Origin of the sequence: Brumimicrobium oceani, from assembly GCF_003143775.1 — a bacterium.
Lineage (GTDB): Bacteria > Bacteroidota > Bacteroidia > Flavobacteriales_D > Crocinitomicaceae > Brumimicrobium > Brumimicrobium oceani.
The window spans coordinates 195,896-215,645 of the sequence record NZ_QFRJ01000004.1; the positions used below are offsets into that span (position 1 = coordinate 195,896).

Annotated in this window: 16 protein-coding genes; 8 read left to right on the forward strand and 8 right to left on the reverse strand. The window is 36.0% G+C overall.

The features are described from left to right. Window positions 1–52: 52 nt before the first annotated feature. The 3 genes from DIT68_RS07410 to DIT68_RS07420 form a co-directional block, all read right to left on the reverse strand. Entirely contained in the window at window positions 53–1,375 is a 1,323-nt protein-coding gene (locus DIT68_RS07410; RefSeq protein WP_109359187.1) for a 1-acyl-sn-glycerol-3-phosphate acyltransferase, read from the reverse strand. 128 nt (window positions 1,376–1,503) lie between these two features. Next, on the reverse strand, window positions 1,504–2,748 hold the full coding sequence (locus DIT68_RS07415) for a histidine kinase dimerization/phosphoacceptor domain -containing protein (RefSeq protein ID WP_109359188.1): 1,245 nt from the start codon (window positions 2,746–2,748) through the stop codon (window positions 1,504–1,506). Window positions 2,749–2,957: 209 nt separating this feature from the next. After that, entirely contained in the window at window positions 2,958–3,332 is a 375-nt protein-coding gene (locus tag DIT68_RS07420) for a hypothetical protein (protein ID WP_109359189.1), read from the reverse strand. A gap of 201 nt (window positions 3,333–3,533) precedes the next feature. Here DIT68_RS07420 and DIT68_RS07425 point away from each other — a divergent pair, with 201 nt between their 5' ends. After that, complete coding sequence (locus DIT68_RS07425; RefSeq protein ID WP_109359190.1) at window positions 3,534–4,928, forward strand: M20/M25/M40 family metallo-hydrolase; 1,395 nt, start codon at window positions 3,534–3,536, stop codon at window positions 4,926–4,928. Between the two features lie 59 nt (window positions 4,929–4,987). On the opposite strand, the gene DIT68_RS07430 is transcribed toward DIT68_RS07425, so the two are convergent. Both DIT68_RS07430 and menA read right to left on the reverse strand, forming a co-directional pair. Continuing rightward, window positions 4,988–6,013: an o-succinylbenzoate synthase gene (locus DIT68_RS07430; RefSeq protein ID WP_109359191.1), complete on the reverse strand. Its 1,026-nt coding sequence runs from the start codon at window positions 6,011–6,013 to the stop codon at window positions 4,988–4,990. After that, window positions 6,010–6,906, reverse strand: a complete 897-nt coding sequence (gene menA, locus DIT68_RS07435; protein ID WP_109359192.1) for a 1,4-dihydroxy-2-naphthoate octaprenyltransferase — start codon at window positions 6,904–6,906, stop codon at window positions 6,010–6,012. The genes DIT68_RS07430 and menA overlap by 4 nt, the downstream gene beginning before the upstream one ends. A 507-nt stretch (window positions 6,907–7,413) precedes the next feature. On the opposite strand from menA, the gene DIT68_RS07440 reads away from it, so the two are divergent. Continuing rightward, the gene (locus tag DIT68_RS07440; RefSeq protein ID WP_109359193.1) at window positions 7,414–7,785 is read left to right on the forward strand and encodes a GxxExxY protein; all 372 of its coding nucleotides are present in this window, start codon (window positions 7,414–7,416) and stop codon (window positions 7,783–7,785) included. A 249-nt stretch (window positions 7,786–8,034) separates the two neighbouring features. On the opposite strand, the gene DIT68_RS16315 is transcribed toward DIT68_RS07440, so the two are convergent. After that, window positions 8,035–8,184 (reverse strand): hypothetical protein, encoded by a 150-nt coding sequence (locus DIT68_RS16315; RefSeq protein ID WP_158276138.1) that lies wholly within the window; start codon window positions 8,182–8,184, stop codon window positions 8,035–8,037. Window positions 8,185–8,415: 231 nt separating this feature from the next. Here DIT68_RS16315 and DIT68_RS07450 point away from each other — a divergent pair, with 231 nt between their 5' ends. The 3 genes from DIT68_RS07450 (at window position 8,416) to DIT68_RS07460 (ending at window position 11,974) form a co-directional block, all read left to right on the forward strand. Continuing rightward, window positions 8,416–8,934 carry a DUF2480 family protein gene (locus DIT68_RS07450; protein ID WP_199223391.1) on the forward strand — a complete coding sequence of 173 codons (519 nt, stop codon included), beginning with the start codon at window positions 8,416–8,418 and terminating at the stop codon, window positions 8,932–8,934. A gap of 78 nt (window positions 8,935–9,012) precedes the next feature. Beyond that, the gene (uvrC, locus tag DIT68_RS07455) at window positions 9,013–10,824 is read left to right on the forward strand and encodes an excinuclease ABC subunit UvrC (protein WP_109359196.1); all 1,812 of its coding nucleotides are present in this window, start codon (window positions 9,013–9,015) and stop codon (window positions 10,822–10,824) included. Between the two features lie 211 nt (window positions 10,825–11,035). After that, window positions 11,036–11,974, forward strand: a complete 939-nt coding sequence (locus DIT68_RS07460) for an NAD(P)-dependent oxidoreductase (RefSeq protein ID WP_109359197.1) — start codon at window positions 11,036–11,038, stop codon at window positions 11,972–11,974. A 290-nt stretch (window positions 11,975–12,264) separates the two neighbouring features. Here the strand turns inward: DIT68_RS07460 and DIT68_RS07465 are convergent, their stop codons facing one another. Continuing rightward, a complete protein-coding gene (locus DIT68_RS07465) occupies window positions 12,265–13,557 on the reverse strand; it encodes an aspartate kinase (RefSeq protein ID WP_109359198.1) in 1,293 nt (430 codons plus the stop codon). Window positions 13,558–14,033: 476 nt separating this feature from the next. On the opposite strand from DIT68_RS07465, the gene DIT68_RS07475 reads away from it, so the two are divergent. The 3 genes from DIT68_RS07475 to odhB all read left to right on the forward strand — a co-directional run bounded on the left by DIT68_RS07475 (window position 14,034) and on the right by odhB (window position 18,505). Further along, window positions 14,034–14,405, forward strand: a complete 372-nt coding sequence (locus DIT68_RS07475) for a hypothetical protein (RefSeq protein ID WP_109359200.1) — start codon at window positions 14,034–14,036, stop codon at window positions 14,403–14,405. Window positions 14,406–14,503: 98 nt separating this feature from the next. Then, complete coding sequence (locus DIT68_RS07480) at window positions 14,504–17,227, forward strand: 2-oxoglutarate dehydrogenase E1 component (RefSeq protein ID WP_109359237.1); 2,724 nt, start codon at window positions 14,504–14,506, stop codon at window positions 17,225–17,227. A 15-nt stretch (window positions 17,228–17,242) separates the two neighbouring features. Then, window positions 17,243–18,505: a 2-oxoglutarate dehydrogenase complex dihydrolipoyllysine-residue succinyltransferase gene (odhB, locus tag DIT68_RS07485; RefSeq protein ID WP_109359201.1), complete on the forward strand. Its 1,263-nt coding sequence runs from the start codon at window positions 17,243–17,245 to the stop codon at window positions 18,503–18,505. Window positions 18,506–18,691: 186 nt separating this feature from the next. Here odhB and DIT68_RS07490 read toward each other — a convergent pair whose 3' ends face one another. Next, entirely contained in the window at window positions 18,692–19,297 is a 606-nt protein-coding gene (locus tag DIT68_RS07490) for a hypothetical protein (RefSeq protein WP_109359202.1), read from the reverse strand. Window positions 19,298–19,750: the final 453 nt, after the last annotated feature.

Sequence of the window (19,750 nt, forward strand, 5' to 3'; positions counted from 1 at the left end):
CTATATAAAAAAACCTCCTGCATACTTCAGCAATAAACTCTCGAGACTTTATTTATGCAACAGGAATTAATGCCTCTATTTGTTCTTTAATCAGCATTCTTTCATAACTAATTTTGGAAACATCTCTTCTTGAGATATCTTTCATCATTTTGTTTATTTTAAACACCTCGAACCATTTATAAGCAAACAAACTAACAATAGGAATTACAGTTAAGAAATAAATGACACCAACAAAAGAAGGTAAATCAAATAGTTTTACCATTAGTATCATGAGTGGCACATTGAAAAGAGCAATTGCAACAAATCCCAACAACATCTTCACACTTCCCCAAAACACTTTTCGTTTAAAGGACTTCTCTACAAAGGATTTAATGAATTTATAAGGCAAATAGCTGTGTATCATTCCCAGAATCATAAAAGGAAAGGTGAAAATCAATTGTAAGTAATTCCTAGCTGTTTTTCGATTATTTGTGATCACATTATATAAAGGGGTTTCTTTAACATTTTCTTTTTCTTGAAGTAAGAAATAATTCTCAAGACGACTTTTCAACGCCATTAAATCATCATTTTTCTCCAATTCTTGTTCATTAAACCACTTCGCTAAGTTCTTAGAATATTCCCATCTTTTCAGCAAAGGTATTCTAAAGTCTGAATCCTCAGCGTTCATCCCTTTTCTGGTGATGCGCATAATATTTTCATGGAAAGGAGCCATTTTTTCATTCCTAACATCGGTGATCTGATCACGCATTTCTTGCTCCATTCTCTGCGTAAGCTCAAAAATTATTCTATTGGCATCTTTTTCATATTCGTTTTTATAATCATTTAAACAAATAGACTGACCGTTAGAAATGATACAATCACTCCCCAGCTTATTAGGGTCGGAGTAATTAGCACCAATTGCTTGGATGTAAATCTTCTTTTTCCAATTGTACTTTTCTAAAGAATTGAAACCTATTCTAATTGCACCCTTTTTTACTGGTTTCAAACGACGTATAAAAACATTGTCTGTAAAGCCCTCCGCAAAAACAATCAAGCTTCGTCCACCATTCAAAATCTTGGCACATTTATCAAAAACAGCTTCATTTTTCTTCTTCGTATCTACACCATCATGCTTTCTATAAATTGGCAGCATGTGAGCAGCCCAAAGAATAGGCTTAAGAAATGGTTTAAAAATATCAGACCTTGTCATGAAGAATACAATAGGAGCTTGACTTCCTACAACAGTTAAAGGGTCCATGAATGATGAGGCATGATTACTCATATAGATTGTTCTAGTAAAACGTTTTTTTGGTTGATTAACGTTTTTAAACCGCGGATAATAAACCCACAAGGTTAATTTTAAGATAAATCTCATAAGTATATACAATACCCTCATAACTCAGAATTTAAAATAAATTGAGCTGCAAAAATAAACTTTTTAAATCAGGATGATATAAAAAAGAAAAAATGTGACTTCAGATCAATGAGTGACCTGGCTTATTATTGCAAAAAGAATGTATTTGCTTACGATGTAGGGTTAAAGCTTAACTCTTTAAAGTTACCTTCACGAAATCCTTGCGTTAAGTCCCCGTCTAATTGATCAATTAGCGCTGAAATCAATGTTGAACTAACGTCTTCTGCCTCAACCAAATCGATTTCATTGTTGAATGGGTTTTCGTCATCATCCTTAATGATTAATTTATAAGAAAATTTAGCATTATCCTCAAACAAATGTAAACTGAGATTAACGTCTTGATTGGCAGCCTTCTCACTTAACCAATAGTAATAAATTTCAGTGATGTATAAACCTAAGGGTACCAATACATCCACTCCAAAATAATCGAAGTCTACTCTCACATCGATACTCACTTTATGGTCCTCCGCTGTACTTTTTAGATAATTGATTAAATCATATAGGTAAGTATTAATATTCACCAAACTCACCTCCATCGATTTATAAATATTCTGATGGATAAGTGCCATAGCTTGTACACGATTATGAACCTCCTTTAAAGGTGTATTTAATTTATTTTCATCCTGATGAATATAAAGGCGCAAAATACTTGATATAACCTGCAAGTTGTTGGTTACCCTATGATGAACTTCTTGAATTAATGATTCTTGTTTAGCATGTTGGTGTTTAAGTGCAGAGAATTGGCTAGACAAGGTTTCTACCGCCATATCTAAATCTGCACTTTTCCGTTCTAAGACCAGCTCTAATTTTTCTTTAATCTTACCCAATTCTAAAGCTTCATGTATTTTAACCAAAGCACCCACGGCTATTGAAGTAATAACCTCTAGAAGCTTTTGATGACCCTCATTATAAAAATGTTTATCAGGGTGTTCACTAGTAATTACCGCGTAAACAACATTGTCAATTTTTACTGGAACAATCAACTCTGAGCCTGCTTGAACTATATCAAAAATATAATCTTCACTTTTAGAAACGTCGTCAACCAAAAGTGTCTTTCCTGTTTCAGCCACCTTTCCCGCATGTCCTTCTCCAAACTTCAATTGGAGGGGATTTCTAATTTCATCATTAGCAATTTTTGCGGGTCCAAAAGCAGCCACCTGGATAAGAGATTTTGAATTGTTGTCGACCTTATAAATGACACAATCTAAAAACTTCATTTGCTTTGATACCTCGTTGGTAAGAATTCTAAAGATTTCCTTTTCTGTATTTGCAGAAATAATTTCTTGACTAAACTTATGAATCACATCAATAAGTAAAGAAAATTTTATATCATCTATTAAGTTGTCATTTTTCATAATTCAACAGTTCAGTTGCTTCGGTGGTAAATGATTAGCATCACAATATAGCAAACCGTTAACAATAATTCATATTACAAGTTGTAAAAATCTTAAAATTCGACAAAAAGCTCTTTCCTACCGTCCAATAAAATCAATTATTTTAATTGAAAATGTTCTGTGGTTTCTTTAAAGCATACTGAATTGGTTATTACAAAGGTTTTAATAATTCATTGATTCTTTACGGGCTTTGATTTTATCAAAATCAAAAACTCAATTAATGGTGGAATAAGTAAGAACAAAGACCCCCATCTTGTGAGAGAAAAGACCCAACTTCCTTGTACTGAAAAAAGTGGTAATGGAATTACAACAGCCAAAAGGCCCAAATAATACAACCAGTTGTACCAAGGCATTTTCTTTTGTAAATATCTTTTAATTATCTGTGCAAATATATAGACCACCACAGCGATTAAGAAGTTGGTTGGTAAAGTACGTAGTTCTAGAATTTCACTAGCGAGCATATAGTAAACAAAAACATATAATGCGGAGGCCATCAAAACCACCAATAATAAGTAATGCACCCCTTTATTCAATGAGTTCTTCATTTTATTTAGTTTATTTCAACACAAAGTTAAATGAATCCTTCAATAAACAAGGAAATTACAATCAATGTCGTTAAGGCATTCGTATTTTATAATCTTCAATGAATGTTCTCTTTACAGTCTAACGCAATCCAGTTTTTTGGAAGAATAACGCCAGATTATTTTGTTTTTTACTACTTTCGACCATTATAGAAATACTTATATATGCATTATTCTAAAATTACGTGTTTTGTTGCTGTTCTTCTTTTATTCTTTCCTGGAAATGCGCAAGAAATAAAAACCAAGGAAGACAGTATGATGCTGAGAAATATTTATACTGAAGCCCTTGAAAATGGAAAAGCTTACGAAGATTTACGTAGTTTATGCAAAGATATTGGTGCAAGACTTTCAGGTTCTGTGAGTGCAGAAATGGCCGTTCAGTGGGGATATCACCGCCTCAAAAAGTATGATTTTGATAGCGTTTATTTACAAGAAGTAATGGTCCCACACTGGGAGAGAGGAACTAAAGAAAACGGCTATTATCAATCGGAAAATGGTAAGATTACAAAGGTAAATCTACTTGCGTTAGGAGGTTCTGTGCCTACTAATGGCATAATGTCTGGTGAAATAATTATGTTCGAAAACAGAGACGCTCTTCTGAAAGCTGAGAAAAAAGCAATTGAAGGAAAGATCGTTTTTATTGCCCAGCCCATGGATCAGAAAATGATTACAACTTTCAACGCTTATGGGGCCTGCTATCCAATCAGAGGATTTGGCGCCATTGATGCAGCTAGGCTGGGAGCAAAAGCCGTAATTATTCGCTCTTTGAGTTTGAGTGAACACGAACACCCTCACACGGGGACCATGCGTTACGAAGAGGGCTTAAAGAAAATTCCCGCAGCGGCTTTATCTACAAATGATGCTACAGCATTAGAAAACTTGATAAAAGAAAGTCAGGGTAAACTAACTTTTCACTTTGGAATGGATTGTAAAGTTTTACCTGATAAATTGTCGCATAACGTAATTGCTGAAATAAAAGGAAGCGAAAATCCAAACAACATTATTACAATTGGTGGGCATTTGGATTCTTGGGATATTGGTGAAGGCGCTCATGATGATGGTGCCGGAATTGTGCACTCTATGGAAGCACTTCGAATTTTAAAAGAGTTGAATTATCAACCTAAAAATACTTTACGTGTCGTTTTCTTTATGAATGAGGAAAACGGAAATATGGGTGGGAAAACTTATGCAAAGAAAGTAAAAGCAAGCGGTGAGAACCATATTTTAGCCATTGAAAGTGATAGAGGTGGATTTTCTCCAAGGGGCTTTTCCGTGGATGGCAAACAAGAACATTTAGATTTAATTCGTTCGTTTCAAAGGCTATTTAAACCTTATTTAATTCACCATTTTGAATTTGGATACGGGGGTGTTGATATTGGACCTTTGAAAGACCAATTTGAAGACATTGGCTTGTTTGGCTTTGTTCCAGATAGCCAGCGTTATTTTGACTTTCACCACAATGCCAACGATGTTTTCGAAAATGTGAATAAGAGAGAATTGGAGTTAGGCGCTGGGAGTTTAAGTGCGCTGTTGTATTTGTTGGATAGGTATTGGATGTAGGGATGATTTGTGTAAGGGCGATTTGCAAATCGCCCCTACACAAATCATCCCTGCGCATATCATCCCCTGCGCAATTCACCACTCTCTACCTTCAACAAGCTTGCTGTATTATTCGTGTACAAGGCTCCGGTTCCCAACCCCTGTGGAAGGGTAATTTCATAAGTGCTTGTAAATTGTGCAATGGCATCCAGTCCCACATTTGATTCCAAAGCGCTGGTGATCCACCACGGAATATTTCTTTTTTCAGCAAGTTCAATCCATTCTTTCGTTCCTTTGAATCCGCCAATTAGACTTGGTTTCAGAATGATGTATTGAGGTTGAATTTTATCCAACAATTGCTTTTTGTCTTCCAAGTCATGAACTCCAATTAATTCTTCGTCTAAGGCTATCGGAAGAATATTTTTCGAGCAGAGTTCATGCATTTCTGTAATTTGACCTTGTTTTATAGGTTGCTCTATTGAATGCAATTCAAATTCTGATAATCTTTTTAATTTCTCTGGTGCATCTTCGGGTGTGAAAGCTCCGTTAGCATCTACTCTTAAAGTAATTTCTTTGGCCGATACTTGTTTTCTTATTCCCGCTAAAATTTCTAATTCTTTTTCGAAATCAATGGCTCCAATTTTCATTTTAATACAGGAAAACCCTTCTTTGATTTTTTGAGAAATTTGAGACTGCATGAAATCTTCATCACCCATCCAAATCAATCCATTAATAGGAATAACTTGTTTTCCTTTGGTAAAATCAGTTTCATAAAAAACTCCTTTTCCTCCATTTTTAAGATCTAAAAGTGCCATTTCTAACCCGAAATAAATTGAAGGATAATCCTTTAACTCTTCAATATTTACAGAAAAGCTATCTACATCTACAACCACCGAGTTGAGCACATTTTCATAGGAAGCATCATCCAAATAATCTGGCGAAAGTCCGGGAATAACACTACACTCGCCTACTCCTTTAATTTCTGGGTTCTCTTGATTCCAAACCGTAATGAACCAAGCTTTTTTCTCAGTTAAAACACCCCGACTGGTCCCGCTTGGGCGTTTAAATTCAAATACTTTTTTTTCAAAACTGGCTTTTAAACTCATAATACTGTAGAAATTAAAAAGAGAATAGAAATTGCGAATGTTGAAAGTGCGACTTTCTTTAATTCTGGGTCTAGGGTTTGAGGAATTTTCGTTTTCCAAACTTTAGAAAGGTGTTTTGTAAGAATAATATAGGGGAATAAAGCGATTAAACTCAACCACCACTCATTTAACAAGATGAAAGTTAGAATTCCAATAAATGAACCTACAATCAAAAAAGTATGGTAGATTTTTGCTTTTTCGAATCCCATGGAGACCACAATTGTTCTTTTATTCACTAATTTATCGTTTTCATGATCACGCATATTATTGAGATTAAGAACTGCGATACTCAACATTCCAATTCCGATAGCCATACCCAACAAACCCCAATCGAATTGTTTTGAGTACAAACTATAAACTCCTAAAACACTAACCAATCCAAAAAATATAAACACCATAACGTCTCCCATCCCATTATATCCGTAGGCTTTTTTTCCAACGGTATAGGTTATTGCTGCCAAAACACTCAATAAAGCCAAAACGACGTAAGCCCAAAGTACGGAAGAAGGCATTCCAGTTGTTCCGATAATGATCAATGGAATTGCAGTCACTAAAGAAAGCACCGACATCACAACAGAACCGAAAATCATTCCTTTTTGAGTAATTTTCCCAGATTGAATAGCACGCATTGGGCCTACCCGACCTTCATTATCTGCACCTTTATAGCTATCGCCTAAATCGTTAGCAAAATTGGATAGAATTTGAAGAAATAAAGTGGTGAGGATAGCAAGCGCAAAAATTCTATTATCCCAAAAACCTTGCTTGTAAGCCACGAAGCTTCCTACTATAATCCCCGAAAGAGAGAGCGGTAAAGTTCTTAATCGCGCTGCATGAATCCAACTTTTAATTTCCATGGTACAAAAATCATAATTTAAATTAAAGAAAGAGGAATTAAGGGAGAGAAAGTTTTAGAAGGTGCCAGTGGTGTTGAATTTTTTACTTCAAAGTTACGAAAAGAACACCTGTGGTGCTTGGTTTTTACATAGAGGAAAAGTGGAGAAGTCACAGAGTTACACAGAGCGAAAAAGAAGTAGAAAAGGAAGAAAATGAGGTAAAGTTTAGGTAAGAGCACCTGCGGTGCTTGGGTTTTACACAGAGGGGAAAAGGAGGGGTTTCACAGAGGTACACAGAGGAAAAAGAAGTAGAAAAGGAAGAAAAGGAGGTGAAGTTTTGGTAAAAGCACCTGTGGGGCTTGGATTTTACGCAGAGGAAAAGTGGAGGAGTCACGGAGTTACACAGAGCGAAAAGAAGTAGAAAAGGAAGAAACGTCTTAGGTCTTAAGAGGGAAAAGAGAAATAAAATGTAATCAATTGATTTTCAGGAATAATTAAAAAATAATATATTTATATAAAAACTAAAAGATGATAGGTAAAAATATAACAGCAGAGATAATTGGAGGTGCAATAGAGGTACATAAAGCGCTTGGTCCGGGACTTCTTGAATCCGCATATAATGAGTGTTTAGCTTACGAATTGGAATTAAGAGGTTTACATATACAACGAGAAATCGCTTTGCCCATAATTTACAAAGAAGTTATAATCGATCACGGTTATAGAATTGATTTGTTAGTTGAAGAAAGGAATGTTGTCGAATTAAAAGCTGTTGAAAAATTTACAGATGTACATACCGCTCAAATCTTAACATATATGAAATTAGGCAAATATGATTTAGGATTATTGATCAATTTTCATGAAAAACTATTGAAAAACGGAATTAAGAGATTTGTGTTTTAGTGCTTAGAGAGAAACTCCCCTCCCCTTCTAAATTACCTCCGTGCAACTCCGTGACTCCTCCATTAAACCTCCGTGTAAAAATAACCCCAATTACAACGCAGTTGAAATTCTTAAAAAACACCTCCATCCCAAAACCATCAATAAAAACCTCCGCGCAACTCCGTGACTCCTCAAATAAACCTCCGTGTAAAAACAACCCAAATTACAACGCGGTTGAAATTCTTAAAAAACACCTCCATCCCAAAACCATCAATAAAAACCTCCGTGCAACTCCGTGACTCCTCCATTAAACCTCCGTGTAAAAATAACCCCAATTACAACGAAGTTGGAATTCTCCAAAAACACATCCATCCCAAAACCATCAATAAAAACCTCCGCGCAACTCCGTGACTCCTCCATTAAACCTCCGTGTAAAAACAACCCAAATTACAACGCAGTTGGAATTCTCCAAAAACACATCCATTCAAAAACCATCAATAAAAACCTCCGTGCAACTCCATGACTCCTCAAATAAACCTCCGTGTAAAAACAACCCAAATTACAACGCTGTTGGAATTCTCTAGGTGATTCGTAATTAAATATCAACAAACTTCTTCTACATTTGTCTATTCAATAGAAAAACAGGGTATAATGGCAGAAATTGTAAATAAAATTCAGCAAAGCGGATTAATTCAGCTTGACTTAGCGAGTTTCAAACCAAAAGAAACGATAGTAACCATCGACTTGAAAGAGAACCTATGGCAAGAATTGGCCTTAAAAGAAAAAGACTTTCGTGCATTTGTGAAAGAAAACGATTGGTCAAAATACAAAGGCCAAATTGTTGGTGTTTTTTGCTCTGCAGATGCAATTATTCCAACCTGGGCTTTCATGTTGGTAATCTCAAAGCTTCAAGAACACGGAGCAAAAGGCTTTGTTGGGGATGAAATGGAAGCTGAAAAACAAATGATTTTATCCAACATTCAAGCCTTGGATTTAGAAGAATATAGCGATGGAAGAATAATCATCAAAGGATGTTCTGATGTTGCACATCCAGCTTTTGCCATGACAGAATTGGTAAAGCATTTACAGCCTGTGGCAAAAAGTATAATGTATGGAGAGCCTTGTTCTACAGTGCCAGTATTTAAAAAGAAAAAAAATAACACATTGTAGAGGCGCACTGCAGTGCGCCTCTACAATGTGTTAACCAATCCCCCACCCCATTCTCTTAATAATCCATATCTTTGTCAAGTGTCAGAAAGGTTAAACAAACTCAACGAGAAAATCAAAACATTGCCGGAGAAACCTGGCATATATCAGTATTTTGATGAAGCAGGAACCATCATTTATGTGGGAAAAGCCAAAAATCTTAAAAAAAGGGTGAATTCCTATTTCACTAAGAATCATGACACTGCGAAAACAAGAATTTTAGTTCGAAAGATACACGACATGCATTACATGGTTGTGGATACAGAACAAGATGCTTTATTGTTGGAGAATAACCTTATCAAAAAATATCGTCCAAAGTATAATATTGCACTAAAAGATGACAAAACCTACCCTTGGATTTGCATTAAAAATGAACGTTTTCCAAGAATCTTTTCTACACGTAGGGTAATCAAAGATGGCTCTAAATACTTTGGGCCCTACCCCTCTGTTTATGTCGTTAATACTTTACTCGACTTAATGCGAGAATTATATCCGCTGCGCAATTGCAATTACGATTTAAGTCAAGATAAAATTGATGCAGGAAAATATAAAGTTTGTTTAGAGTATCATATTGGAAATTGCAAAGCGCCCTGTGTTGGAAAGGAAAAGGAGGCAACTTACAATGAATATATCGAGCAAATTGAACATATAGTTAAAGGAAATATCGCCTCTGTAATTCGCATGTTGAAAGACAAAATGCAAGAAGCCGCAGAACGTTTTGCTTTTGAGGAAGCGGAAGAAATGAAACAGAAAATTCAAGCCTTAGAAAAATATAGGGCCAAATCTACAGTTGTTTCTCCAACCATTCACCAGGTGGATGTCATTACTCTAGAAAAAGCAGACAAGAAAGCATTTGTAAATTATCTGGTCATCAATAATGGAACAATAATTCATGGTTTCACAGTGGAAGTAAAAATGAAACTGGATGAATCTGATGAAGAGATTTTGAGTTTTGCTTTATTGGAAATGCGTGAAAAATTCAACAGTCAATCAAAGGAAATATTGATTGAAAATGCCGAAAATTTTGAAATGGAAGGATTGACTTTTTTCACTCCTCAGCGCGGCGATAAGAAACATTTATTAGACCTTTCACAACGAAACGCTAAATATTTTAAGCTTCAACAACAGAAACAAGAATCACTAAAAAATCCAGAAATAAAGGTAGAACGCATTCTGAAAACCATTCAAAAAGATTTCCGATTGAAAGAACTTCCATATCACATGGAATGTTTTGACAATTCTAATATTCAAGGAACGAATCCAGTTTCGGCATGTGTAGTTTTTAGAAATGGTAAACCAAGCAAGAAGGATTATCGTCATTTCAACATCAAAACAGTCGAAGGACCAGATGATTTTGAATCGATGCGCGAAGCACTTTACCGCCGTTACAAAAGAATGGTCGAAGAAGGTCAGGATTTACCACAATTGGTAATTGTCGATGGTGGAAAGGGACAGTTAAGTGCAGGACTAGATGCACTAGAAAAACTGGGGCTTCGCGGGAAAGTCCCCATCGTAGGTATCGCAAAGCGACTAGAGGAAATCTTTTTTCCTGGCGACAGTATTCCTTTGTATATCGACAAGAAAAGTGAAAGTTTAAAAGTCATTCAACACATGCGAAACGAGGCACACAGATTTGGAATTGAACACCACCGCAATCGCCGAAGTAAAGGTGCTTTGGTCTCAGAATTAATTCAAATCAAAGGAATCGGAGACAAAACACAAGAAGATTTAATGAAGCACTTTAAAACTGTTTCGAAGATTAAGGCAGCCAGTGAGGAAGAGTTGGTTGAGGTAGTTGGATTGGCGAAAGCGAAGGTTTTGAGAAAGAGTTTTGAAGGGAATGAGGAGAATTAGTCCTCCCCCTTTAGCCCCCTTCCCGATAAAAATCGGGAGGAAACTCTCCGAAATCGGCTTTAAAAATTTAATAAACAGCTATTTAATTCAATAATTAAAGGATTGACTTGATTTATAAATGTAGCGTTTTTTCATCCTCCGTCAGCTGAAGGAAGAGACCGAGGGAGAGGGTTACATCAATGAAGAAAATAAAATTAAAAAAACAAAAACAATGCAAGTACTATTCATAGACACAGTTCACCCAATTTTAGAAGAACGTTTAACAGAAAAAGGATTCACCTGTATTGATGGAACATATTGGTCGCGTGAAAAATGTATCGCAGAAATCCCAAAAATGGAAGGTCTTGTCATTCGTTCTCGTTTTCCTATGAATGAAGATTTTTTAAAACACGGAACGCAATTAAAATTCATTGCAAGAAGTGGAGCGGGAATGGAAAATATCGATTTAGAATACACCGAAAAACACAATATCCAATGTTTTAATGCGCCCGAAGGAAACAGAAATGCTGTGGGCGAACATGCATTAGGAATGTTACTTTCTTTATTCAACAAGCTAAAAAAAGGCGACACTGAAGTACGTCAGGGAATATGGGATAGAAAAGGAAACCGTGGAATTGAATTGGACGGAAAAACTGTTGGAATTATCGGTTACGGAAACAACGGTGGAGCATTCGCCAAGAAACTAGCTGGTTTTGATGTGAAAGTTTTGGCTTACGATAAATACAAGGGGAATTACGGAAATCAATATGCGCAAGCTGCAACGATGGAGGAAATCTATAAAGAAGCAGATATAATTTCATTTCATATTCCTCAAAATGAAGAAACAATGTTTTTAGCCGATAAAGAGTTTTTTGACGCATTTGAAAAGCCGATTTTTGTCATCAATCTGGCAAGAGGAAAAATCGTTCGCACTTCTGCCCTACTCAAAGGATTAAATTCTGGAAAAATATTAGGAGCTTGTTTAGATGTGCTAGAATACGAAAGTGCATCGTTTGAAAAAACCTTGTCGGGTGATGAGAACCCTGAGTTCAATGCGCTTTTGGAATCTGACAAAGTTTTATTTTCACCTCATGTTGGTGGTTGGACGATTGAAAGTTATTTTAAGTTGAGTGATGTGTTGGCTGATAAGGTTATAGAATATTTCAAATAGCACTAAATTGTCAGCACTGTGATTTATTTGATTTTGGGATTTATGGGATAGTAAAAGATTTTGTTGGTTGGGTATTAAACCTAGTTCGCATTAAATTGTCTCTCAATATTCAATACACTTATACTTTTGTCGAAATATTACGGACGATTACTCCCTTTGGTCATGAGATCGCTTCGCTAAGTTTACAAATCACCCCTACATTTCTCTTCGTAAAATTGATTATCCAAATCCTATTGCATTCATCGTTCAACATTCATCGTTTTTCTTTCTCTGCGAAACTTTGCGAAAGCTCAGCGTATCTCTGCGTCAACTTCCAATTCCAAATTCCGCATCACAATCCTAACCGTCTGCCTCGTCTTCTGCTCCATTAAAATCTCTCGCCCTTTCGTAACTCTATCAATCGTTTTTTGGTCATAATGGCGAATCGTTACCAATTCCAAATTATCATTATAGCGCACTTCGTATTCATCGCTCAGCATTTCAACTAGATTTTTCAATTCATCTTTGTTGATGTCTAAACACACAGAAAAACTTACGGCAGAATTTTGCATTACGTTAATGTGTCCGCCTGATAAGGCTAGTTTCTTAAAAATATCACTTAAATTTTCTTCTACAACGAATGAAAAATCTTTGGGGGTTATGGAAAGTAAAACTTGGTCTACTTTAAAAATAAACGAGGGCACCAAATCATCGTTTTCTGTTGAAGCTTGAATAATTGTTCCAGGCGCTTCGGGATCTAAGAATGACTTTATATATAAAGGAATGCTCTTATTTTGAAGTGGTTTAATTGTTTTCGGGTGAATTACCGATGCTCCATAATAAGCCAATTCAATTGCTTCTCTGAATGAAATTTTATCCAATTTCACCGTGTTTTCAAACCATTTTGGGTCGGCATTCAACATTCCAGGAACGTCTTTCCAGATGGTTACACTTTCTGCATTGGTACAATAAGCGATAATTCCAGCGGTAAAATCTGACCCTTCTCTACCTAAAGTTGTGCTGAATCCTTCTTTGGTGTGTCCAATAAATCCCTGAGTAACAGAAATCCTACATTTTTTCGATTTTAATTCGGAACTTATCAGTTTTTGGGTTCTTTCCCAATCCACTTCAGCTTTTCTGTAGGCATTGTTTGTTCTGATGAAAGTTCTGGCATCTTTCCAACATACATCATTTTCATAAAGCGAAAGATAAGCTGCGATAATTTTAGTTGAAAGCACTTCTCCTAAGGAAACAATTTGATCGTATTGGTAATTGTAATTTTCAACCAATCGCTCGTCTTTTTGAGCAATTAAATCCATAAATATTTCATTGACTTCATCGAAAATCGGGTGAGAATTATCATCAAAAAGTCCATTCATAATTTCTAAATGAAATTCCTTTCTATCTTCTCCGAGAGCACAAAATGCATCATAATCTTTAGCATAGAGCGCATTCACAATTCCTTCCATTGCATTTGTGGTTTTCCCCATTGCGGATACCACAACAAATAATTCGTCGTTTTTATATTGATCTAAAATCGATTTTACATTCTTCACTGCGCTTGCTGTTTTTACTGAAGCACCACCAAATTTAAACACTTTCATTCTTACAGATTTTCATTGCGAATTTAATGTTTTTAAATTAAGGATTATGCAATTAGAGAGAGATTTGGTTTGCGCTGTAATGGAACGCGGATGACGCGGATGCAAGCAGCGCGGATAATCACGGATTTTTTGTTGGGTTTGGTTGGATAATTGCGGATTTTGAAATGCACTGTGCCTACCATTCAATTATTAAATATCGAAGGTAAAATCTCCTTGTTATCATCAAAGAAACAAATGATTTAAAAGATAAACATTATACGAAGGAATAATGTAGGGACGATTTGTAAATCGTCCACGCCCATTATCAAAGCAAAATCCTCATTGAAAATCCAAATCGTCCCTTCTAGATTATTAAAACATAATCCAAAATCACCAAATACATTTCCTACATATACTTTCCAATAAGCATTTCTTATTATTATATTAGACAACTCAAGCAAAGAGACAAATTTAAACGGAAGAGTAACGAAATAAAGATGAAAGACTTAAAGAAAGGAGAGAATTCAGATTTAACAAAAGCCTTCATCGAAAACGATTTTGCAGCGGAGGTTTTTTCCCAACTCAGCAAAGAATTCGCTAAAGTTGGAATCCTAATCGAATTTTCAGATGAAGAACTATCTTCCTTTGAATCATTTCAAAAGAGATTATCAGATGAAATTGAACTCATTATGAGGACATCTGCTAGCCGAATCGACCAACTTTTATACGTTGCCGACCTGCCAGAAGACAAAGTGAAAGCGGCTTTCAGAGATAATGAAAACCCCGTAACAGAATTAGCAAAAATGCTTTTGATGAGAATAGCGCAAAAAGTGAATTTTCGAAGGCGTCATAAATTGGGTTTACTTTAATTTCTGAGGAGCGTTTAATTGAACAATTTCGAGGATTTTAACGTTTAAAGTGTAATAAAATTGTAAATTTGCCCTTCCGGATAATGTTAAAAAATGACATGGACAAAGTATCATATATAGGTAACGCCGACGTTAATGCAATTGACGACTTGTACAACACGTACAAAAATGACCCAAGTAGTGTAGACGAAGGGTGGAGAAAATTTTTCGAAGGATTCGAATTTGGACAAACTAACTATGAAGATGGTGGTGAAGTTCCAGAAAATTTCCAAAAAGAATTTAAAGTAATCAATCTAATAGAAGGGTATCGCAAGCGCGGACATCTTTTTACTCACACAAATCCTGTGCGTGAAAGAAGACAATATGCGCCAGATCTTTCAATTGAAAATTTTGATTTATCAGAAAGTGATTTAAATACTGTTTTCCAAGCAGGAACGCGCATTGGACTAGGTCCAGCAACGTTGAAAGACATTGTTGCACACATGAAAAGCGCCTACTGCGAAAGCATAGGTTTAGAGTTTCACTATATCAGAAATCCAAAGCGCAGGCAATGGTTTCTTGATGAATTAGAACTAGATAAACGACCAAAATTTACAGGAGATGACAAAAAAGCCATCTTTAGAAAATTAAGCGAAGCAACACTTTTCGAACAGTTTTTACAGAAAAAATACGTTGGACAAAAACGTTTCTCTGTAGAAGGTGGTGAAGCTTTAATTTCTGGTTTAGATCAAATGGTTCGCAGAGGAGCAGATCTAAACGTAAAAGAATTTGTTGTAGGAATGGCACACAGAGGTCGTTTAAACACGCTAGTAAATATTTTCGATAAAGATTTAACCGAGCTTTTCGGTGAAATCGAAGGGAAAGAATTTGATGATGACGATACCTTCGATGGTGATGTTAAATACCACCTCGGTTTAACACGAAACATTGAAGTAGGTGACAAAAAACTACAACTCACACTAGCTCCAAACCCTTCTCACCTAGAAGCGGTTGGACCAGTCGTAGAGGGAATTACCAGAGCAAAAATAGACGATTATTTAAAATCTGAAAACGAAATAGTCCCAATTATCATTCATGGAGATGCTGCAATTTCTGCTCAAGGAGTAGTGTATGAAGTTATCCAAATGTCTGAATTAGAAGGTTACGACACTGGAGGGACAATTCATATAGTGGTCAATAACCAAGTTGGATTTACAACGAATTACAAAGATGGTCGTTCAAGTACATACTGTACAGATATTGCCAAAACAACTTTAAGTCCAGTATTCCATGTGAATGGAGACGATGTTGAAGCAGTAGCACAGACTTTCTTGATTGCACTAGAATACAGACAGAAATTTAATAAGGATATATTTATCGACTTACTTTCGTACAGAAAATATGGTCATAACGAGGGTGATGAGCCTAAGTTTACGCAACCACAATTGTATGAGAAGATTTCAAAACATCCTAATCCAAGAGAAATCTACAAATCTCAATTATTGGAAGAAGGTGTAATTGATGAAGATTTTGACAAAGCCATGAAAGTGGAGCTTGAGGAAAAATTAGATTCAAAATTTGAGGCTGCTAAAAAAGAAGACAAGGTAATTGTAACTAATTTCTTAGATGAAATTTGGAAAGACTTCGACTATGCAACAGAAGAAGATTTTGACAAAGTCATCGACACAAAATTCCCAAAAGATAAATTAATCGAACTCGGAAAGAAAATTGCGACATTACCCGATGGAAAGAAAATTTTCAGAAAGGTTTTAAAGCTATTTAAAGACCGTTTAAAAATGATTGAAAACGATAAGTTGGATTGGGGAATGGCAGAAATGCTTGCCTATGCTACTTTATTGGTTGAAGGTCATCCAGTTCGTGTTTCAGGTCAGGATGTTGAACGTGGAACTTTCTCTCACCGTCATGCAGTGGTAAAAACTGAGGACGAAGAAGAAGAAATAATCACTTTAAACTTACTTGAAAAAGACCAAGCTGAAATGTCGATCTACAACTCACTACTTTCAGAGTATGGAGTTTTAGGATATGAGTATGGTTATTCTTTGGCACAGCCTAACGGATTAACAATTTGGGAAGCACAATTTGGTGACTTCATGAATGGAGCTCAAATTATTATTGACCAATTTATTACAGCTGGAGAAGACAAGTGGAATGTACAGTCTGGATTGGTAATGTTATTGCCTCACGGATACGAAGGTCAAGGAGCGGAACACTCTTCAGCAAGAATGGAGCGCTACTTACAAAGCTGTGGAGACTTGAACATGCAATTGATCAATCCTACAACACCTGCAAACAATTTCCATGCTTTACGTAGACAATTAAAGCGTAATTTTAGAAAACCATTAGTTGTGTTTTCTCCAAAAATGCTACTGCGTTATCCTAAAGCAGTTTCCACAATGGAAGATTTGGCAACGGGAAGTTTCCAAGAAGTGATAGATGATCCAAGAAACATTCATGAAACAGCAACAAATGTAGTTTTATGTTCTGGGAAAGCTTATTACGACTTTATTGCCGAGGCAGAAGAACGCGGAGTTACAGACATGGCATTCGTTCGTGTTGAGCAACTCTATCCTTTACCTCAAAAACAAATTGATGCTATTTTGGCGAAATACAAAAACGCTGAAAACATCATTTGGGGACAGGAAGAACCAGAAAACATGGGTGCTTGGACATTTATGGCAATGAACATGAGACACATTGACTTGAAGTGCGTTTCACGAAAAGCTTCTGCAGCACCAGCAGCTGGAGCAAAAGAGATTCACTTGAGAAGGTTAAAAGAATTATACAACAAGTTATTTGAATACGCAGCAGTAGCTGCTAAATAAAATTATAGAGAACAGATGGCAATGCTAGAAATGAAAGTACCAAGCCCAGGAGAATCGATTTCAGAAGTTGAGATCGCTGAATGGCTTGTTGCAGACGGAGATTACGTTGAAAAAGATCAAACAATTGCAGAAGTAGATTCTGACAAAGCAACTTTAGAATTGCCTGCTGAAGCTGCGGGAATAATTACTCTAAAAGCTGAAGAAGGAGACACAGTTGCTGTTGGTCAAGTAGTTTGCTTAATTGACACTTCTGCTGAAGCACCAGAGAAATCTGAAGCACCAAAAGAAGAGAAAAAGGAAGCACCTGCAAAGGAAGTAAAAGAAGAAAAGAAAGAAACGAAGAAGGAAGAAGCTCCTGCTGCAGAGTCGAAAGATTCTTATGCTAAAGGAACTGCTTCGCCTGCTGCATCTAAAATAATGAAGGAGAACAATGTTTCTTCTAAGCAAGTTTCTGGAACTGGAAAAGATGGCCGCATTACAAAACAAGATGTTGTTGATGCAATGGCTGCTGGTTTTGATACTGAATCTACATCAGGTTGGGGTGGAACACGCGACAAGACACCAAAGAAAATGTCTATGTTGCGTCGTAAAGTAGCAGAGCGTTTAGTAGCGGTAAAAAGCGAAACAGCGATGCTAACTACTTTCAATGAAGTAGACATGAAGCCAATCATGGACTTGAGAACGAAGTACAAAAAAGCGTTTGCTGATCACCACGAAGTGAATTTAGGATTTATGTCTTTCTTCACCAAAGCGGTTACTGAAGCGTTGAATTTATTCCCTTCTGTGAATGCGCAAATCGATGGTAAAGAAATGATCATGCACGATTATGCTGACATCGGAATTGCGGTTTCTTCTCCAAAAGGTTTAATGGTTCCTGTTGTGCGCAACGCAGAGCAAATGACTTTAGCTGAAATTGAAGCAGAAATCAAAAGATTAGCGATTAAAGCACGTGATGGTAAAATTACTCCAGACGAAATGACGGGTGGAACATTTACAATCACAAACGGAGGTGTTTTTGGTTCTATGATGTCAACACCAATTATCAACCCACCACAATCCGCTATTCTTGGAATGCACAACATCGTTGAGCGTCCAGTAGCTATTGATGGAAAAGTTGAAATTCGTCCGATGATGTATTTAGCACTTTCTTACGACCACAGAATTATCGATGGTAAAGAATCTGTAAGTTTCTTGGTGAAAGTTAAAGAAATGTTGGAGAATCCGGAGAGAATGATATTTGGAGGGAAAGATCCAATCCAAGTTTTATTAGGCCTATAATTTTGGATTTGTTCGGGCGAATTGTAAAATGCCCTTACAAATCTACAATATCAAACAATATTAAGGAATGTCGAAAGGCGTTCCTTTTTTTGTGGGCTTTGATTTTTCAAACCGTTCAAACCTTGATAATATTTCGGTGGAATGGTTGTTTTTACTATAGAAAAAAAATCATAAATCGACCTTACTTTAATTTACCCTCTTCCCAGCGGTACCACCAAGTACCAATCCAAAATAATGTCCGCCTTTAGGAAAGCTAAATTTATCTTTATAATCATTTTTAAAAGTATACTCAAAACCAATACTGAAGTGATTGATGTTTAGTTTTATTTGTGGATAAACGGCATAATCAAATTCAAACTCAGGATATAGTGCGTCATCTGTTGCTGTAAAAACTCCAGCATTTAGTACTCCATCCAAGGATAACTTCGGGTTGAAATCAACATGAAATCCTAAACCAACTTGAGCTGGAGCCAAAAGTAATCCATAGTTATGAATTCCTACTCTAGCCCATGTCAACCGAAAAAGAATTGTTGTTTTCTTCTTTTGATCCAAGACCCAATAATTTCCCATTTCGCACTGAACGCCCACCACTGCAATTCCAGCTCCACCAGTTGAATGAGTATATCCATCACCAAGGTCTGTTACCACTTTCTTTTTGTAATATTCCATTCCCACAGCAGGAATGACATTGCAAAAAAGACGTTTTAATCCCAAAGTATCTTGATTTTGTCCATAATTAACAAGAGGCTGACTGAAGAAAATTAAAAGCAGACTGAGTTTTAAGTATTTCATAATAAACTAGAAAAGTAGTTAGACTAAGTTAAGAAAATGATTTGAAACAAATGTTACCATTCAAAGACTTTTGAATTATGAGGATGAATCGAAATGATTTGTTGTCCTAGACGAATTTGAACTTTACCATTCAATTCTTGACACTTTTTTCAAATCCGAATTTGATTCCACTTAAAGTTACCAATAATTTCAATTTAAAACCTTTGAGATTAGTTTAATATGACTTAATGACTTATTGAAGATTTTCTAATCAACAAAAGAGATTCCTCAATACTGGGTATTTTCGAAATGATAATCGATAGGTTGGTTAGGTGGGGAAAGTTGCCGAAGCGAAGCTTCAGCAACTTTCCCCAATCAATAATATATAACACCTGTCATCCAAAGGAGTTAAACGACTGAGGAGTCTCTTTTTGATTATCGTTAAATATTAATTTGGCTTGAAAGTCATAATTT

Bases quoted from the DNA above. Each gene is read 5' to 3' on its own strand.
- DIT68_RS07410 (WP_109359187.1), bottom strand. From the start codon at position 1,375: ATGAGGGTATTGTATATACTTATGAGATTTATCTTAAAATTAACCTTG.
- DIT68_RS07415 (WP_109359188.1), bottom strand. From the start codon at position 2,748: ATGAAAAATGACAACTTAATAGATGATATAAAATTTTCTTTACTTATT.
- DIT68_RS07420 (WP_109359189.1), bottom strand. From the start codon at position 3,332: ATGAAGAACTCATTGAATAAAGGGGTGCATTACTTATTATTGGTGGTT.
- DIT68_RS07425 (WP_109359190.1), top strand. From the start codon at position 3,534: ATGCATTATTCTAAAATTACGTGTTTTGTTGCTGTTCTTCTTTTATTC.
- DIT68_RS07430 (WP_109359191.1), bottom strand. From the start codon at position 6,013: ATGAGTTTAAAAGCCAGTTTTGAAAAAAAAGTATTTGAATTTAAACGC.
- menA (WP_109359192.1), bottom strand. From the start codon at position 6,906: ATGGAAATTAAAAGTTGGATTCATGCAGCGCGATTAAGAACTTTACCG.
- DIT68_RS07440 (WP_109359193.1), top strand. From the start codon at position 7,414: ATGATAGGTAAAAATATAACAGCAGAGATAATTGGAGGTGCAATAGAG.
- DIT68_RS16315 (WP_158276138.1), bottom strand. From the start codon at position 8,184: ATGGAGGAGTCACGGAGTTGCGCGGAGGTTTTTATTGATGGTTTTGGG.
- DIT68_RS07450 (WP_199223391.1), top strand. From the start codon at position 8,416: ATGGCAGAAATTGTAAATAAAATTCAGCAAAGCGGATTAATTCAGCTT.
- DIT68_RS07460 (WP_109359197.1), top strand. From the start codon at position 11,036: ATGCAAGTACTATTCATAGACACAGTTCACCCAATTTTAGAAGAACGT.
- DIT68_RS07465 (WP_109359198.1), bottom strand. From the start codon at position 13,557: ATGAAAGTGTTTAAATTTGGTGGTGCTTCAGTAAAAACAGCAAGCGCA.
- DIT68_RS07475 (WP_109359200.1), top strand. From the start codon at position 14,034: ATGAAAGACTTAAAGAAAGGAGAGAATTCAGATTTAACAAAAGCCTTC.
- DIT68_RS07480 (WP_109359237.1), top strand. From the start codon at position 14,504: ATGGACAAAGTATCATATATAGGTAACGCCGACGTTAATGCAATTGAC.
- odhB (WP_109359201.1), top strand. From the start codon at position 17,243: ATGGCAATGCTAGAAATGAAAGTACCAAGCCCAGGAGAATCGATTTCA.
- DIT68_RS07490 (WP_109359202.1), bottom strand. From the start codon at position 19,297: ATGAAATACTTAAAACTCAGTCTGCTTTTAATTTTCTTCAGTCAGCCT.